Raw genomic sequence first — 16,654 nt, forward strand, 5'->3', positions numbered from 1 at the left:
TGTTCTATCCCATCCCCTCAAGCACGCTGCCCCGTCGGACCTCTACGACACTGCCCAGTCCCACCATGCGCCTGCTGGCCGGCGCGCCGGACCTGGGGGCGCCCGCCGAGGATGTGTTGGACGGCACCTTCAGCGCACTGGAGTACCTGGCGGCCGATGCCGAGCGGTTGTATGCCGCCGCAGAGGAGCGCGGCCGGACGTAGGGCGCATAACCGTTCGCGGTTATCCGCCGCAGGTGAGTGCCGCGTCGCGCCATACCGACACCGTAGGAGCAGACTCTGTCCGCGATAGCCGGACGTCCCGGCGCGATTCGCGGATGAGATCCGCTCCTACGGGTTGCCACACACCGCGCACCTATAGGTTGATGCCGAATCTCACGGGCATGCCGGACAGCCCTCTCCCGCTTGCGGAAGAGGGAGACAGATTTATTTTCAGCACTCTGGTCTCGTCCCGGACAGTTTTAGAGCAGAAGAAATGAATCGGTCCCTTTTCTACATACATTCCAGCTACTACACGCTTCCTGCATGGGCTTCTGCCGTGGTTCAAGGCAGGGGCCGGGGTTAGTCGGGAGCGAGGGGGTGCCGCTGACCGCTTGGTGTGAGGAAAGCAAATCCGCATTTTCCCGCTCGACGCTGACTTCCTCGGTGCGCCACTCATAGCTGGGCCTGATAGCTCAGCGCCCCAATGACAAAGCACCAACCTCTCCACCACTTAGCGCGAACTTGCCCTCTTGAACGTCGATAAGCTGTACCAGGCCAACCTGCGAACAGCAGACTTGGAAATGACTTGATTGCCCCATGCCGGCCTCAACGGGCTGATCTGTGGAATGCGAACAGCCGACAGCAAGATTTACCATTGCGTAATCTTTGTCCGAAGCAACCACACTTACAAGATATATAGCAAATGGCTTACACACCTAATGGAAGTATTCGGACAACATAGCCACACCCAAGCATGCAGTATTGTATTTAAGCACTAGGCATTATCCCTCAGTGCTCTTCCATACTTAAGACAGGTGACACACTCGAGCCAACTCGATCAATAAGAATCTCTCAGTGGAGGAGAGCAAAATGCGCACTAGTTACATTGACCTGCTTAACACACCAGCACACAGCCATCCCACAGCTGAGAAGGCTCAGTCACTCATAAGGGCTCTAGCCAATTACCCCGTGCTCGAATTCCCTCCAACAACAATCACCCCCTACACTTTTGACTACTGGATCCAGAGCTCAAGTATTGCTGAGCGGATCGATCCAGGCTTCACACAAAGCCTGACCAACAGCATATCCAATCTTGCAGGTCGGCCAGTGCAGGTAACCGAGAGTTATCTAAAAATCCATGAGACCACTTTTCGAACTCCGGTAGAGCTAGGCGTAAAACCGAACTCAATCACCATCGAGGAATATCAAACTGGTCTTAATCAACAAGCGGTGGCCACCATTCAGGACCTGCAGGATGGTGACAAAGGCGACAAAGTTGAAAAGCTTCAAGCCAATATTCAATATCTTCTTGAGCAAAAAATAAACACCGATTTTATTGCACGAAACGAATTAAACGCTGGGCAGCGCCCCAAAACCATTGCACTTGTGAACGGGCATATAACAATTGGCTATGGATTTGATTGCTTCACACACAATGCAAGCGATCTTGAAGCTCTGAATCTTCCATTTTCTACCAAACAGAAAGTCACCCCGGCCCTACAGATTTCGACCTCCACTCCAGACTTCTGGACTATTTATGCCTCATTAGGGCAACACCTAACGGACGACGATGCCCTTCTGCTGTTCAGTGCAAAACTTATAAAAACCGTACAGCGCCTCGCCAGCAACCAGTTCTCGGCAAGTTGGCCAAACCTCCCACAAGCAGCTAGAACCGTTGCTGTCGACCTATACTATAACTTCGGTGAAAACCAGAACTTCCAAAATTTCCAGCAGGCTATTAACAGCCAAGACTGGCCGACGGCTATTCACGAACTGCGCAATTGGAACGGAGTTCCTAACGACCCCAGCCTGGAGATATCCAAGCGACTCGAAGCCAGAGCCAGATATTTAGCAGTTTCCTTTGGATATGAGCAGTGATCAAGGAGGATGCCATAATGACCGAATCTACCGCTCAAGCACAGCAAACCAATATCTATCAGAACCCTGGCCAAGTCATCGCCAATCTCTACAAGCCCTTGGCACAGCAGTGCGATCCATCTTACCCATACCCCGAACCACAGCTAATAGAAGCTTTAAACATCCCTATCGTCCTTCACCCTGAATTCGTACCCAACGGTGATGTATCACAGGTAGACCAGAAGTACGGAACAATACTGTCCGCGGAATCAGCCCAAGTTCTTTTGCTTACATTCAAGATGGCACAAAACAAGCCTCAAGCATGTTCCGAAATCATGACACTAGTAAGCTCAATAGCGGCAAACCTAGACACGGTCAAACAAAGATATGGAGCCAATTATCTTAGCCTCCTACAGCAGTCTCCCAACATCTACCCTACGGATGTTGGCGTGGAAATAATGTCTGGAGGAAGCCCTAACCAAGACTCAGGACTGACAGTATCATATGGCGTAAATATTAGAGGCTTAAGCAATACGCAAATAGCCTCAATGAATCTCCCTACGGACTTAAAGCAACTACTCTCACAAGGGATTGGAGTGACGCTTTCAAGCCCAAACTACTGGACAGTTCACGACAACATCTCCAGCGGCATAAGGTATGCCACCGGAATAGCAATAACACTCGCTTATTTCTCGATCGTCTGAGAAGCGTCAGGATAAAGCAATGATCAAAAAACTATCATTTACCTTCATCCTACTCACTCCAGTCGCCGCAATGGCGACTGGAGTGATTTCAAACGAATACTCTCTGGATTCTGGAATGGGGTATATAAGCATCCTGCCACCCCATGCAGGAGGACAGAGCTTCGATATCCAAACGTATGGAAGCAATGGTTCTTCCTGCACACTGAAAGGAAACTTAAAAGGCAGGACAGGCATCGTAGCAAGCCCAGGCGATTCCGATACAGAGTGCAAGATCAACATAAATCAAACCGAACCAGATACCGTAACGATTGAGGCCGTCAAAACATCGCCCAACCATTGCAGCGGATGGTGCGGTGCGGGAGCTTCATTTGACGGAACCTACAAGGCCTCTCCCAACGGATGCTATTCATTCCAGGTCACAGGCAGCCGCAGAGAGTTTCTTGATGCAGTGAAGGCAGGAAACGACAACAAGGCCTATAGAATAGCTGAAACAATGCTAACCCATTGCAAGGCACAACTCCCGGATTCAATAGCCATCCACTACAAACTGAAAATAGCGGAAACAAGCTTCACCAACCATGACTTCCCATCATGCTCACAGCTTACCCAGGAGATATTATCCGAGGCCAAAATAAAATCAGCCGCCGCAGTACCGAAACCTGCATCCAGCGATGTACTCAGCGAGTTAATCAACCAAGCCCGCCAACTCAACGAGAAATGTGCAAAGCAGACTGAATAAGCTCATACCGAGAACTCTTATGGGTATAGGCAGATATCAGCGCGCAGGGATAGAGCGGTTGTATGCCGCCGCAGAGGAGCGCGGCCGGACGTAGGGCGCATAACCGTTCGCGGTTATCCGCCGTCGACGGTGCCGCCGGGGCGTCCGGCGTGGCCGGTGAATCCAATCGCGGACGAAGTCCGCTCCTACGCCCGTGCTTCCCTGTAACCGTAGGAGCAACTGTCTGCGTCGAGGTGCTTTTCGTAGGATGGGTTGAGCTTGCGAAACCCATGCGGTCATGGCGATGGGTATCGCTTCGCTCAACACCATCCTACGAGGGGACCTGCTCCCGTAGGAGCGGACCTTGTCCGCGATAGCCGGACGTCCCGGCACGGTTCGCGGATGAGATCCGCGCCTACGGGTTGATGCCGAATGGATGGCCCTTGCGGCTAGCCGAGCTTCTGCGCCAGTTCGCCGATGAACTGGCGCAGCCATTCGTGGTGGGGTTTGCTGTGCTTGGCGATGTCCCAGACCATGAAGCAGCGGAAGGACGGCACCGGCAGCGGCGCCGGGCTCGCGCGCAGCTGGGTCATGGCCGCGTAGCTCTCGGCGGCGAAGGTCGGGAGCGTGGCGATGGCCTCGCTGCTCACCAGCGTGGTCAAGGCGCCGCTGAAGTGGGTGAAGGAGGCGATGACGCGGCGGGCGTAGCCGGCGGACTCGAACATGTCGTCGATGAAGCCGCGGCGGCCGTCGTAGGAGATGCGCACGTGGTCGGCGGCGAAGTATTCCTCCAGGCCGATGGGTGCGTCCGCCGCGCCGGCGCGCGGACGGAACAGGCAGGAGTACGAGGAGGAGAACAGCACCTGGGACGAATAGCTGGTGTTGAAGTCCTTCGGCTCGCTGCAGATCACCAGGTCCATGTCCGGATCCTGCAGCGACTGCTTCCACAGCGAGCTGTTGCTCTGGTGGAAGGCGAAAGTCACGCCCAGGCCCTGCTCCGCCGCCGCGCTGACGATACGCGGGGCGAGGTAGGACTCGATGTCGTCGGACAGGCCGATGTTGAACAGGTAGCTGGAATCGCGCGGGGAGAACTCCGGCTCGACGCCCAGCACGCCGGAGATGGAGGTCAGTGCCTCGGCGATCTTCGGCGCCAGCTCCATGGCCTTGCGCGTGGGCTGCATACCGGAGGCGGTGCGGATGAACAGTTCGTCGCCGAAATGCTCGCGCAGCCGGCGCAGCGCCGCGCTCACCGCGCCCTGGGTCACGTGCAGCATCGCCGAGGCGCGGGTGGCGCTGCGCTCGGTCATCAGGCAGTGGAAGGTGAGCAGAAGGTTGAGGTCGATCCGCGAGATATTACGTACGTTAATCCGGCTCATATTTGCTAATCGTTTGCCCCGTGCCCGAGGAGATTCCTAGTCTGGCGTCCACAACAACATAACAAGCGCTGGAGAATTCTGTGGACGCGATTGAGCAAAGCATGGGTGCAGGCGGCATCCGGACCAGGGGCGGACAGTCGGATATCCGCAAGCGGGCCATCGCGGTCGGCATCGGCAATTTCATGGAATGGTTCGACTTCGCCATCTACGGCTACTTCGCCGCGGTGATCGGCATGCTGTTCTTCCCCTCCAGCGCGCCGGGCGTGTCGCTACTCTCATCGCTGGCGGTGTTCGCCGTCGGCTTCCTCTCCAGGCCTTTCGGCGCGTTGATCCTCGGGCCCATCGGCGACCGCTTCGGCCGCCGCGCGGTGCTGATCATCACGGTGTTCGGCATGGGCGTATGCACCACCATCATCGGCCTGCTGCCCTCCTACGAGGCGATCGGCATCGCCGCGCCCATCCTGCTCATCGCCATGCGTTTCATCCAGGGCATGATGGTCGGTGGCGAGTGGTCCAGCGCCGGCATCTACATCGTCGAGAGCGCCCCGTCCAACCGCCGCGCCACCGCGGCCAGCGTGATCACCGGCACGGCGGGGTTGGCCTTCCTGTTCGGCACCTTCACCGCCGCGAGCATCGCCTCGGCGCTGGACGACCAGCAGTTGGCGGCCTGGGGCTGGCGTCTGCCGTTCGTGGCGTCCATCGTGATGACCGGCATCGCCGTGTTCATCCGCCGCAAGCTGGGCGACACTCCGGTATACGAGGAGATGGTCCGCCAGCGCGACTCGCACAAGGCGCAAGCCCCGAGCCGCGCCGTGCGCCGCCGCGCCTTCGTCACCACCTTCGCCTTCTCCGCGCTGTTCGGCGTCTCGCTCTACTACTTCATCACCTACGCCAACAACCATCTGGTCTCCACCGTCGGCCTGCCGCGCAGCAGCGCGCTGTGGCTGTGCAGCGCGGCGCTGGTGGTCTATGTGATCGTCAACCCGCTGATCGGCCAACTCAGCGACCGCATCGGCCGGCGCAAGCTGCTGCTGGGCGCTGCCGCCGCGCTCACGCTGCTGGCCTATCCGATCTTCCTGCTGCTCAACAGCGGCAACCCACTGGCGATTCTCGCCGGGCTGATCGTGATGGGCGTGCTGGTGGCGATCACCGCGGTGATGGACGTGGTGCTGCTGGTGGAAGTCTTCCCGGCCTCGATCCGCTCCACCGGCGCGGCCCTGGGCCACAACCTGGCGCTGGCGATCCTCGCCGGGCCCGGGCCCTTCATCGCCGCCGCGCTGATTCGCCAGACCGGCGACGCGAACCTGCCCGCGGCCTATCTGGCGGCGGTCTCCCTGGTGTGTCTGGTGGTGCTGTGGAAGACCCTGCCGGAAACCCGCGACAACGACATCAGCCGTTTCTAAGCCTTTCAACAGACAGTCAGGAGCCCCCAATGACCCGTGTAGCAATCATCCAGGCCGCCTCCGTTCCCTACGAGCCGATGGCCAGCGTCGAGAAGGCCTGCGGCATCCTCCGCCGCGTGGCGGAACAGGGCGCGAAGCTGGCGGTGTTCCCCGAAGCCTTCATCGGCGGCTACCCCAAGGGGGTGGCCTTCGGCAGCGTGGTGGGCAACCGCAGCGCCGCGGGGCGCGAGCTGTACCAGCGCTACGTCGAGGGCGCCGTGGCGCTGGACGGCCCGGAACTGACGGTGCTCGCCGAGTGCGTGGAGCAGACCGGGGTGACCGTGGTGGTGGGCATCATCGAGCGCTTCGGCCGCACCCTGTACTGCACCGCCGTGACCCTGGCGCCGGGGCGCGGCATCGCTGGCTACCACCGCAAGCTGATGCCCACCGGGCAGGAACGGCTGATCTGGGGCTTCGGCGACGGCTCCACCATCGAGCCGGTGGACACCGAGTTCGGCGTGCTGGGCAGCGTGATCTGCTGGGAGAACTACATGCCGGCGCTGCGCCAGGCCATGTACGCCCAGGGCGTGCAGCTGTATTGCGCGCCCACCGCGGATGACCGCCCGTCCTGGGCCAGCTCGATGGTGCATATCGCCCTGGAAGGCCGGGTGTTCGTGCTCTCGGCCTGCCAGGCGATCCGCTTGGGCGAGTACCCGCAGCAGCACCGCGAGGCGTTCGGCCTGGACTTCCAGGAGGACGAGTACGTGATGCGCGGCGGCAGCATGATCGTCAGCCCGCAGGGCGAAGTGCTGGCCGGCCCGGTGTTCGACTGCGAGACCGAACTCTACGCCGACCTCGACATGGCCCAGCTGAGCAAGGGCAACCTCGATTTCGACGCCTGCGGCCACTACGCGCGGCCGGATGTGTTCGAGCTGAAGGTGAATACCGCACCGCTGCGGCCGGTGACTTTCGAGCCTTGAGGGCGACCGTTGCAGGGGGCGTGGCCGCGGATCGCGGACGAAGTCCGCTCCTACAGGGGAGGTGGTGCGCAAGGGGGCGATGGGTATCGCTGCGCTCCACGCCATCCTACGAAGCAGCTCCCCGATGCTTCGGAATGGGAAAAGCCCCACATTCGCGGGGCTTTTCAGTTTTCAGGCGATATCGGCGAAGCGCTCGATATGCGGTTGTTCGCGGTGCCTGGCCTGCCAGATGTCGTAGTCGGCCTGCACGCCGAGCCAGGTGCGCGCCGTGCCGATGCCGGCCAGCTCCAGGCGCACGGCCAGGTCCGGGCTGATGGGCGCGCGGCCGTGCAGCACCCGCGACAGGGTTTCGCGTGCGAAGCCCAGGCGGCGGGCCAGTTTGGTGACGCTGATATCGAGCGCCGGCAGCACGTCTTCGCGCAGGGTTTCGCCAGGATGTGGTGGATTGAACATGACCATGGGCACCCCCTCCTGTTCAGTGGTAATCAAGATAGTCGACAAGTTCCACGTCGTTGCCGATGAAACGGAAGATCACCCGCCAGTTGCCGCTGACCGTGAGTGACCAGAAACCGTCCAGTTCTCCCTTCAAGGGATGCAGACGCCAGCCCGGCAGGTTGAGGTCGTCCGGAGCGGCCGCTCGATCGAGGAACGGCAACATACGCGCCAGGCGTTTGGCGTGGTCGGCACGGATTCCTCGGGTGGAGCCAGTTCTGAAGAACAGAGCCAGGCCCTTGTGCTGGAAGCTGACGATCATGCGGCAAAGTGTGATGCAATACATCACACCAATCAACAGGTAGATAGAAAACCCAAGCAGGTTATGCGTGGGGAAAAGATGGGTATCGCTTCGCTCAACCCATCCTACGAAGTGTCATATTTGCCGGAAGGTGTAGGAGCGGACCTTGTCCGCGATAGCCGGACGTATCGGTGCGGATCGCGGATAGGATCCGCTCCTACGCCGCCCCACCCACACCATTCCCCTGTAGGAGCGCGCCCTGCGCGCGAATCGCAGAAAAGCCCAATCCCTACCCCGCCAGCGCCTCGCCGCTCACACGCAGCACCCCGCTGTCGATGGCCAGGTGCACCAGCTCCGCGTGGGAACTCACCTGCAGCTTCTGCTTCAGCAGCGTCACATGGTTGGACACCGTCTTGGCGCTCACGCACAGGTGTTCGGCCACCTGCCTTGCCGGCAGGCCGCGGGCGAGCATGACGAAGATTTCGAATTCGCGGCGGGTCAGGCCGTGCAGGCGCGGGTCGCCCGCTTCCAGGCCCCTGGGCTGGCAGGCCAGGCGGGTGGCCAGGGGTTGTTCGATGTAGAGTTGGCCGGCCAGCACGCGGCGCACCGCTTCGAGCAGCACCGCCGGGGCCGCGCCCTTGGTCACGTAGCCGGCGGCGCCGGCGTCCAGGGCCTGGCGCACCAGGGGCAGTTCGTCGTGCATGCTGAAGAACAGCACGCGCAACTGCGGCAGGCGCTGGCGCAGGCGGCGGGTGACTTCCAGGCCGCTGATGCCGGGCAGGCCGATGTCGAGGATGACCAGCGCGGGAATCTCGCGCTGCACCGCCTGCAACGCTTCCTCGCCGTCGCCCGCCTCCACCACGTCCGCTTCCGGCAGCAGGCCGCGCAGCAGGGCGGCTATGCCTTCGCGCACCACGAAATGGTCGTCCACCAGCAGGATTTTCATCGCTTTCTCTCCTCTCATGCCGCCACTGGCAGCGGCACCCGCAGGCGCAGCGCCAGGCCCAGGCCGGGCTGGCTGCGCAGTTGCAGTTCGCCGCCCAGGCAGCGGGCGCGCTCGCGCATGGAGCGCAGGCCGATGCCGGCGCGCGGCGGGCCGTCGCTGCCGCGGCCGTCGTCGCGCACGGCCAGGTACAGGTGGCCGCCGCGGGTTTGCAGGCGCACCCACACGCGGGTGGCGCCGGCGTGGCGGGCGACGTTGGTCAGCGCCTCTTGCAGCAGGCGGTACAGGTGCGCCTTGGCCGCGTCGCCCAGAGGCGGCAGGCTGTCGGGCAGGCGCAGGGTGCAGGCGATGCCCTGGCTGGCCTGCCAGTCCTCGACGTAGGCGCGCACCGCTTCGTCCAGCGCCAGGTGCTCCAGCACCACCGGGTAGAGGTCGCGGATCAGCGCGCGGAAGCTGTCGTTCAGGCCGCGGCAGTGCTGGTCCATGCGCTCCAGGGTGGGTTGCGCGGCGGGTTGGTCGTGCAGGCTGTGCAGCAGGAAGAGCTGCGCGCGGATGCCGGCCAGGTATTGGCCGATGTCGTCGTGCAGGGCCTGGGCCAGTTCCTGGCGCTCGCGCTCCTGTACGGCGAGCAGCGAGCGGGTCAGTTCGGCGTTTTCCTGGCAGGCGCGCTCCAGGGCCTCGGCCATGCCGTTGAAGCGTCCGGCCAGGCGCTGCGCTTCGGGCAGCGAATGGCCGGGCAGGCGCACCTGCAGGCGGCCCTGGACGATCTCGCCGAACGCGGCCTGCAACTGTTCCACCACCCGCAGCCCGCCGCGCACCGCCCAGCGGATCGCCAGCAGGCTGACCGCCAGGGCCACGCCGAACAGCGCCAGCAGCTGCACCAGGGAGTCGCGGACTTCGTCGATTTCGTCGCGCGGGTCCACGCTCAGCTGCACGCGGCGGCCATCGGCCAGTTGCAGCGGCGCGGCGTGGTAGACGTCCGGGTACAGGCGCGCCGCCAGCCATTCGTCGAGCCAGCCGCGCGGCGCCGGCGGCGGCTGGTCGAGCCAGTGCACGCGCACGTGGCGCAGGCCGCCGGTGAGGCTCTGGTCGAGGCTGGCCGGGTCGCGCAGCGCCGCCTCGCGCAGGTATTCCACCACGGCGCGGGCGGCGTCCAGTTCGCGGCGCACGTCCTCGTCGCCCTGGTGCAGCAGCACGGCCACGCACAGCGCGGCGACCAGGGCGAAGAACAGCCCGACCAGCAGGTTGATCCGCCACAGCGCCGACATGGCCGCGCCCTAGGGCCCCACGCGGCAGGGCTGGCCGGCGACGCAGGCGCTGGGCACGCCGGGGCGGGTGTGCAGGCTGTACATGAAATCGAAGCCCAGCAGGCTGAGGATCAGCAGGATGGGCAGTACCAGGGTGACGGCGATACGCATGGCTCGGCTCCCGTTGTCTTTGTTGTTGTAGGGCCATGCTAGGGCGCGGCCGCCGGCGGCGATCTACTACCTTGGTACTGCCCCGGCGGTACTTTCTGCATATTTCCCCGGCCCTGGCGCGTTCCTATGCTGGCGACACAACAACAATGGAGTCGCCCATGCGCCAGTTCGCCCTGCACGGCGTGGCCTACCTGCTGGCGGTCGCCTGCGCTGCCCTGCTTTGCCTGAACGCGCGTGCCGAGGATGCCCCGGCCGAGCTGCAGGTGCGCATCGCCTACCTCGGCTACACGCCCGACCCCGGCCCGCTGCTGTCGAACATCATCCCCGAGCCCGGCGACGCCGGCCTGCGCGGCGCCGAGCTGGCCATCGACGACAGCAACACCACCGGGCGCTTCCTCAAGCAGCGCTACAGCCTGGTCAGCGCCACCAGCGCCGACGCCCAGCAGCTGCTGGCCGAGGCGCGCAAGCTGCACGACGACGGCCTGCGCCTGTTCGTGGTCAACGCCCCGGCCGAGAGCCTGCGCCAGCTGGCCGCCGCGCTGCCGGACAGCCTGCTGTTCAACGCCGGCGCCGCCGACGACGAGCTGCGCGCCGAGCAGTGCCCGGCCAACGTGCTGCACACCCTGCCCAGCCGGCTGATGCTGACCGACGCCCTCACCCAGTTCCTGGTGCTGCGCAAGTGGACGCACTGGCTGTTGATCATCGGCCAGCGCCCCGGGGACAAGGCCTACGCCGCCGCCCTGCGCCGCTCGGCCAGGCGCTTCGGGGCGAAGATAGTCGAGGAGAAGGCCTTCACCTTCGCCAACGACCAGCGCCGCAGCGCCCAGGCCGACATGCCGCTGTTCACCCAGGCCGGCGACGACTACGACGTGGTGCTGGTGGCCGACGAGCACGGCGACTTCGGCGAGTACGTGCCCTACAACACCTGGCTGCCGCGCCCGGTGGCCGGCACCCAGGGCCTGGTCGCCACCGGCTGGCACAAGACCGTGGAAACCTTCGGCGCCGCGCAGTTGCAGAAGCGCTTCGAGGCCCAGGCCAAGCGCTGGATGAACGACCGCGACTTCGCCGCCTGGGTCGCCGTGCGCAGCGTGGCCAGCGCCGTGACGCGCCTGCGCAATGCCGAGCCGCAAGCCATCCGCGCCCTGGCGCTGTCGCCGGACCTGCCGCTGGACGGCTTCAAGGGCTACAAGCTCAGCTACCGCCCCTGGGACGGCCAGCTGCGCCAGCCCATCCCGCTGGTGCAGCCGCGCGCGCTGGTCAGCACCTCGCCGCAGGAAGGCTTCCTGCACCCCGCAAGCGAACTCGACAGCCTCGGCCTGGATGCCCCGGAAAGCCGTTGCCGCCTCGCCGACGCCAAGCCCTGACCTGGAGATACGCCATGTTCCGCGCCGCCATTTTCCGACCTGCCATGCTCCAGGCCACCCTGGCCCCTTCCCTGCTGGCCGCCGCCCTGTGCCTGGCGCCGCCGGCCTTCGCCGCCAAGGCCTACGTGTCCAACGAGAAGGACAACAACATCAGCGTCATCGACCTGGACAGCATGACCGTCACCGGCACCCTGGACACCGGCAAGCGCCCACGCGGCCTGGCGCTGTCCCACGACAACAAGCTGCTGTACATCTGCGCCAGCGACTCCGACACCGTGCAGGTAATGGACCTGGCCAGCGGCAGGATCGTCAGGCAGCTGCCCTCCGGCGCCGACCCCGAGCAGTTCGCCCTGCACCCCAACGACCGCTGGCTGTACGTCTCCAACGAGGACGACGCGCTGGTGACGGTGGTCGATACCCAGACCGCCCAGGTGCTCGGCCAGATCGACGTGGGCGTGGAGCCCGAGGGCATGGCGGTGAGCCCCGACGGCAAGTGGGCGGTGAATACCAGCGAGACCACCAACATGCTGCACTGGATCGACACCGCCACGCAGAAGCTGGTGGACAGCACCCTGGTGGACCAGCGCCCACGCCACGCGGAGTTCAACAAGGACGGCAGCCAGGTCTGGGTGTCGGCGGAGATCGGCGGCAGCGTCAGCGTGGTGGACGTGGCCAGCCGCAAGATCCTCAAGAGCCTGCGCTTCGCCATCAAGGGCGTGCACCCGGACAAGATCCAGCCGGTGGGCGTGAAGCTGACCAGCGACGGCAAGTACGCCTTCGTCGCCCTGGGCCCGGCCAACCACATTGCGGTGGTGGATGCGAAGACCTTCGAGGTGCTCGACTATCTGCTGGTGGGCCGCCGCGTCTGGCACCTGGCGTTCAACCCGGACGAGAGCCTGCTGCTGGCCACCAACGGCGTCAGCGGCGACGTGTCGGTGATCGACGTGAAGGACCTCAAGGTGACCCGCTCGATCAAGGTCGGGCGCTACCCCTGGGGCGTGGTGGTGACGCCATGAACGCCCTGCGGGTGGCGGGCGTGGGCTTCGCCTACGGCGCGCGCAAGGCGCTGGACGGCATCGACTTCACCCTGCCGGAGGGGCGCTTCACCGCCCTGCTGGGGCCCAACGGCGCCGGCAAGTCGACCTTGATCGCCCTGCTCACGCGCCTGTACGACCTGCAACAGGGCGAGATCGAGGTATGCGGCTGCAGCCTGGCCCGCCAGCCGCGCCTGGCCCTGCGCCAGCTGGGCGTGGTGTTCCAGCAGAGCACCCTGGACCTGGACCTGAGCGTGGAGCAGAACCTGCGCTACCACGCCGCCCTGCACGGCCTGCCGCGGGCCCTGGCGGCCGACCGCATCGAGCAGGAGCTGGCCCGCCAGCAGTTGCAGGAACGCCGCCGCGACAAGGTGCGCACCTTGAACGGCGGCCACCGCCGCCGCGTGGAGATCGCCCGCGCGCTGCTGCACCGCCCGCGCCTGCTGCTGCTCGACGAGGCCAGCGTGGGGCTGGACCCGGCGGCGCGCCAGGGGCTGAACGAACACGTGCGCCAGCTGTGCCGCGACGAGGGCCTGGCGGTGCTGTGGACCACCCATTTGCTGGACGAGGTGCGCGGCGACGACCAGTTGCTGGTGCTCGACCGCGGCCGCCTGGTGGCCCAGGGCGAAGCGGCCCAGGTCAGCGCCGCCGACGGTGGCGACCTGCCCCGCGCCTTCGCCCGCCTCACCCGCCTGGAAGCCTGCGCATGAACACCTACGACACCCTCGGTTTCGGCCCCGCCGCCTACTGGCAGTGCCTGCGCGGCATCGTGGTGCGCGAGTGGCTGCGCTTCGTGCTGCAGCGCTCGCGCTTCCTCAGCGCCCTGGTGCGCCCGCTGCTGTGGCTGCTGGTGTTCGCCGCCGGCTTCCGCGCCGCGCTGGGCATCTCGATCATCGAGCCCTACGACACCTACGTGACCTACGAGACCTACATAGTCCCCGGGCTGTGCTGCATGATCTTGCTGTTCAACGGCATGCAGGGCTCGCTGTCGATGGTCTACGACCGCGAGATGGGCAGCATGCGCGTGCTGCTCACCAGCCCGCTGCCGCGCGCCTTCCTGCTGGCCGGCAAGCTGCTGGCCACGGCGCTGGTGTCGCTGCTGCAGGTATACGCCTTCCTCGCCATCGCCTGGCTCTACGGCGTGCAGCCGCCGGCCTGGGGCCTGCTCGCGGCGCTGCCGGCGCTGCTGCTGGCGGCGTTGCTGCTCAGCGCCCTGGGCCTGCTGCTGTCCAACGCCATCCGCCAGTTGGAGAACTTCGCCGGGGTGATGAACTTCGTGATCTTCCCGCTGTTCTTCCTGTCCTCGGCGCTGTACCCGCTGTGGAAGATGCGCGAGGCCAGCGTGGGGCTGTACTGGCTGTGCGCGCTCAACCCCTTCAGCCACGCCGTGGAGCTGGTGCGCTTCGCCCTGTACCAGCGCTTCGACCCGCTGGCGCTGGCGGTGTGCCTGGGGCTGACGCTGCTGTTCGCCGGCCTTGCGCTGCTCACCTTCAACCCGCAGCACGCGGCGCTGCGCAAGGGCTGAAATCTCCTACTTTGGTACTGGATCAACCCTCCGGACGTCGAATTTCCAAAGCAGCGCCCCTGGCATGTAATGGCGGGCAGAAGAATAAATATCGAGATGCCACCATGCTCCGCCTAGCCCCTGCCCTGCTCTGCGCGCTGCTGGGCCTGCCGCTGGCCCATGCGGACGAAGCGCTGTTCTCCAGCGACGGCTACCGCACCAGCCAGTACCGCAGCCCGACCCCGGCCAGCGCCGACCACGCCACCACTCTGGACACCGCCGCCCTGCAGGCGCTGCTCAAGCGCGAGCCGCACACGCGCCTGGTGGACGTGTACCGGCGCACCTGGCTCAACGGCCGGTTCGTGGCCAACGAACCACACCGCAACCTGCCCGGCAGCCTGTGGCTGGCCAACACCGGCGACGGCGTGCTGAGCGCGCCCTGGCAGGCCTACTTCCGCGAGAACCTGCGGCAGCTGAGCGAGGGCGACCCGACGCGCCCGCTGGTGTTCTACTGCCGCTCGGACTGCTGGGCCAGCTGGAACGCGGTCCGCCGCGCCCATGCGCTGGGCTATTCCAGGCTCTACTGGTACCGTGACGGAGTAGACGCCTGGGAACAGGCCGGCCTGCCCCTGCAGGACGCCCAGCCGCACCCTTTCCCCTGAGTACACCCGGCAACGGCTAGCCGCCGCCCATAACGACAACAACGAGGTGTAGGCCATGTACAAGATCCTGATCGCCGACGATCACCCGCTGTTCCGCGAGGCCATCCACAACGTCATCGCCGACGGCTTCCCCGGCAGCGAGGTGATGGAGACCGCCGACCTCGACAGCGCCCTGGGCCTGACCCAGGAGCACGACGACCTGGACCTGATCCTGCTCGACCTGAACATGCCCGGCATGCACGGCCTGAGCGGCCTGATGAACCTGCGCAACGAGGCGCCGACCATCCCGGTGGTGATCGTCTCGGCCGAGCAGGACAAGCAGGTGGTGCTGCAGGCCATCACCTACGGCGCGGTGGGCTTCATCACCAAGTCCTCGCCGCGGGCGCAGATGACCGAGGCCATCGAGCAGATCCTCAACGGCAACGTCTACCTGCCCTCGGACATCATCCGCACGCAGAAGGCCTCGCCGCGGCGCAGCGGCCACGAGGAGCACGGCATCCCGCCGGAGCTGCTGCAGGCGCTGACGCGCAAGCAACTGCTGGTGCTGGAACGCATGACCAAGGGCGAGTCGAACAAGCAGATCGCCTACAACCTGGAGATCGCCGAGACCACGGTGAAGGCCCACGTCTCGGCGATCCTGCGCAAGCTCAAGGTGCACAACCGCGTGCAGGCCATCCTCAGCGCCGGCGACATCGACTTCGCCGCCTACCTGCGCCGCTAGGGAGCCGCCATGCCCGCCTCGCGCACCCTGCTGCTCACGGCGCTGGCGATGCTCGCCTTCGCCGGCAACTCCCTGCTCTGCCGCCTGGCCCTGAAGGCCACCCAGCTGGACGCGGTGAGCTTCACCGGCATCCGCATCCTCTCCGGCGCGCTGATGCTCGGCCTGCTGCTGCGCCTGCGCGGCCGGGCCAGCCAGGCCAAGGGCAACTGGCGCGCGGCGGCGGCGCTGTTCGTCTACGCCGCGGCCTTCTCCTACGCCTACGTGCAGCTGGACGCCGGCACCGGCGCGCTGCTGCTGTTCGGCGCGGTGCAGGTGACCATGCTGGTGGTCGGCCTGCTGCGCGGCGAACGCCTGGCCGGCCAGGCCCTGCTGGGCTTCGCCCTGGCCCTGGGCGGGCTGCTGGTGCAACTGCTGCCCGGCGCCGGCGCCCCGCCGCTGACCGGGGCGCTGCTGATGCTGCTGTCCGGCGTGGCCTGGGGGCTGTATTCGCTGCTGGGGCGTAATGCGGGCGATCCATTGGCGGTGACTACGGGCAACTTCGTTCGTGGTATTGCCTTTGCTGCTGTGCTGGCCGTGGTGTTCCATGGCCAGTTGCGGGGGGATGTGCCGGGAGTGGTCTACGCGGTGCTGTCCGGGGCGCTGGCTTCGGGGATTGGCTATGCCATCTGGTACGCGGCATTGCCGGGGTTGTCGGCGATCCAGGCGGCGTCGGTGCAGTTGAGTGTGCCGGTGTTGGCGGCGTTGTCCGGGGCGTTGGTGTTGGGGGAGCACATCAGCTTGCGGTTGGTGCTGGTGTCTTGCGCGGTGCTGGGGGGGATTGCGCTGATACTGCGGGCCAAGGTGCGTGTGCCGGCTGCTCAGCGAGCTTGAGCACTGGCTGGCTTTTCGTAGGAGCGAGGGGGACGCCTAGTTCTTGCTCGCGAACCTGTTTGCCGGTGACTCCTCTGCTGGGCCAACCTCCGCTCCCTCACCCTAACCCTCTCCCTGAAGGGAGAGGGGACCGTTCGGCGTGAAGTGTGATTTCGGCGCTCGCTGGCTACGCCGGTGTTGGATGGCAC

At 64.8% G+C, this 16,654-nt stretch carries 19 protein-coding genes; 13 read left to right on the plus strand and 6 right to left on the minus strand.

The annotated features are described in order from the left end of the window. Positions 1–65 precede the first annotated feature (65 nt). From IG194_RS32630 to IG194_RS00250, 4 genes are all read left to right on the plus strand, one after another. Positions 66–203 carry a hypothetical protein gene (locus tag IG194_RS32630; RefSeq protein ID WP_225617153.1) on the plus strand — a complete coding sequence of 46 codons (138 nt, stop codon included), beginning with the start codon at positions 66–68 and terminating at the stop codon, positions 201–203. A gap of 867 nt (positions 204–1,070) precedes the next feature. After that, positions 1,071–2,078, plus strand: coding sequence for a hypothetical protein (locus IG194_RS00240; RefSeq protein WP_082996208.1), 1,008 nt, complete (start codon positions 1,071–1,073; stop codon positions 2,076–2,078). Between the two features lie 17 nt (positions 2,079–2,095). After that, positions 2,096–2,761, plus strand: coding sequence for a DUF3218 family protein (locus IG194_RS00245; RefSeq protein ID WP_082996207.1), 666 nt, complete (start codon positions 2,096–2,098; stop codon positions 2,759–2,761). A 19-nt stretch (positions 2,762–2,780) separates the two neighbouring features. Continuing rightward, a complete protein-coding gene (locus IG194_RS00250) occupies positions 2,781–3,500 on the plus strand; it encodes a hypothetical protein (RefSeq protein ID WP_141679704.1) in 720 nt (239 codons plus the stop codon). 428 nt (positions 3,501–3,928) lie between these two features. On the opposite strand, the gene IG194_RS00255 is transcribed toward IG194_RS00250, so the two are convergent. Next, the gene (locus tag IG194_RS00255; protein WP_043315527.1) at positions 3,929–4,855 is read right to left on the minus strand and encodes a LysR family transcriptional regulator; all 927 of its coding nucleotides are present in this window, start codon (positions 4,853–4,855) and stop codon (positions 3,929–3,931) included. A gap of 101 nt (positions 4,856–4,956) precedes the next feature. Here IG194_RS00255 and IG194_RS00260 point away from each other — a divergent pair, with 101 nt between their 5' ends. Then, a complete protein-coding gene (locus IG194_RS00260) occupies positions 4,957–6,258 on the plus strand; it encodes an MFS transporter (RefSeq protein ID WP_225617253.1) in 1,302 nt (433 codons plus the stop codon). A gap of 29 nt (positions 6,259–6,287) precedes the next feature. Next, the gene (locus IG194_RS00265; protein WP_058490081.1) at positions 6,288–7,217 is read left to right on the plus strand and encodes a carbon-nitrogen hydrolase family protein; all 930 of its coding nucleotides are present in this window, start codon (positions 6,288–6,290) and stop codon (positions 7,215–7,217) included. 171 nt (positions 7,218–7,388) lie between these two features. Here the strand turns inward: IG194_RS00265 and IG194_RS00270 are convergent, their stop codons facing one another. The 5 genes from IG194_RS00270 to IG194_RS00290 form a co-directional block, all read right to left on the minus strand. Further along, positions 7,389–7,676 (minus strand): HigA family addiction module antitoxin, encoded by a 288-nt coding sequence (locus IG194_RS00270; protein ID WP_058490082.1) that lies wholly within the window; start codon positions 7,674–7,676, stop codon positions 7,389–7,391. A 16-nt stretch (positions 7,677–7,692) separates the two neighbouring features. Continuing rightward, positions 7,693–7,971 (minus strand): type II toxin-antitoxin system RelE/ParE family toxin, encoded by a 279-nt coding sequence (locus IG194_RS00275; RefSeq protein WP_024128692.1) that lies wholly within the window; start codon positions 7,969–7,971, stop codon positions 7,693–7,695. A 268-nt stretch (positions 7,972–8,239) separates the two neighbouring features. Beyond that, complete coding sequence (locus IG194_RS00280; protein ID WP_009622960.1) at positions 8,240–8,896, minus strand: response regulator transcription factor; 657 nt, start codon at positions 8,894–8,896, stop codon at positions 8,240–8,242. A 14-nt stretch (positions 8,897–8,910) separates the two neighbouring features. After that, the gene (locus IG194_RS00285; RefSeq protein WP_058490083.1) at positions 8,911–10,161 is read right to left on the minus strand and encodes a sensor histidine kinase; all 1,251 of its coding nucleotides are present in this window, start codon (positions 10,159–10,161) and stop codon (positions 8,911–8,913) included. A gap of 9 nt (positions 10,162–10,170) precedes the next feature. Beyond that, complete coding sequence (locus IG194_RS00290) at positions 10,171–10,311, minus strand: hypothetical protein (RefSeq protein WP_009622964.1); 141 nt, start codon at positions 10,309–10,311, stop codon at positions 10,171–10,173. A gap of 158 nt (positions 10,312–10,469) precedes the next feature. Between IG194_RS00290 and IG194_RS00295 the strand changes: the two genes are divergently transcribed. The 7 genes from IG194_RS00295 (at position 10,470) to IG194_RS00325 (ending at position 16,466) form a co-directional block, all read left to right on the plus strand. Beyond that, positions 10,470–11,675, plus strand: coding sequence for an ABC transporter substrate-binding protein (locus IG194_RS00295; RefSeq protein WP_058490084.1), 1,206 nt, complete (start codon positions 10,470–10,472; stop codon positions 11,673–11,675). A 44-nt stretch (positions 11,676–11,719) separates the two neighbouring features. Next, the gene (locus IG194_RS00300) at positions 11,720–12,691 is read left to right on the plus strand and encodes a YVTN family beta-propeller repeat protein (RefSeq protein WP_058491013.1); all 972 of its coding nucleotides are present in this window, start codon (positions 11,720–11,722) and stop codon (positions 12,689–12,691) included. Then, positions 12,688–13,419 carry an ABC transporter ATP-binding protein gene (locus IG194_RS00305; protein ID WP_058490085.1) on the plus strand — a complete coding sequence of 244 codons (732 nt, stop codon included), beginning with the start codon at positions 12,688–12,690 and terminating at the stop codon, positions 13,417–13,419. The genes IG194_RS00300 and IG194_RS00305 overlap by 4 nt, the downstream gene beginning before the upstream one ends. Next, positions 13,416–14,234, plus strand: coding sequence for an ABC transporter permease (locus IG194_RS00310; protein WP_058490086.1), 819 nt, complete (start codon positions 13,416–13,418; stop codon positions 14,232–14,234). Before IG194_RS00305 ends, IG194_RS00310 begins: the two co-directional genes overlap by 4 nt. A gap of 104 nt (positions 14,235–14,338) precedes the next feature. Beyond that, the gene (locus IG194_RS00315) at positions 14,339–14,875 is read left to right on the plus strand and encodes a PQQ-dependent catabolism-associated CXXCW motif protein (RefSeq protein WP_058490087.1); all 537 of its coding nucleotides are present in this window, start codon (positions 14,339–14,341) and stop codon (positions 14,873–14,875) included. Between the two features lie 55 nt (positions 14,876–14,930). Continuing rightward, entirely contained in the window at positions 14,931–15,596 is a 666-nt protein-coding gene (gene agmR, locus IG194_RS00320) for a response regulator AgmR (protein WP_058070436.1), read from the plus strand. 9 nt (positions 15,597–15,605) lie between these two features. Then, the gene (locus IG194_RS00325; protein WP_058490088.1) at positions 15,606–16,466 is read left to right on the plus strand and encodes a DMT family transporter; all 861 of its coding nucleotides are present in this window, start codon (positions 15,606–15,608) and stop codon (positions 16,464–16,466) included. Positions 16,467–16,654: the final 188 nt, after the last annotated feature.

It is taken from the genome of Pseudomonas sp. ADPe (genome assembly GCF_014843515.1).
Taxonomy (GTDB): domain Bacteria; phylum Pseudomonadota; class Gammaproteobacteria; order Pseudomonadales; family Pseudomonadaceae; genus Pseudomonas; species Pseudomonas citronellolis.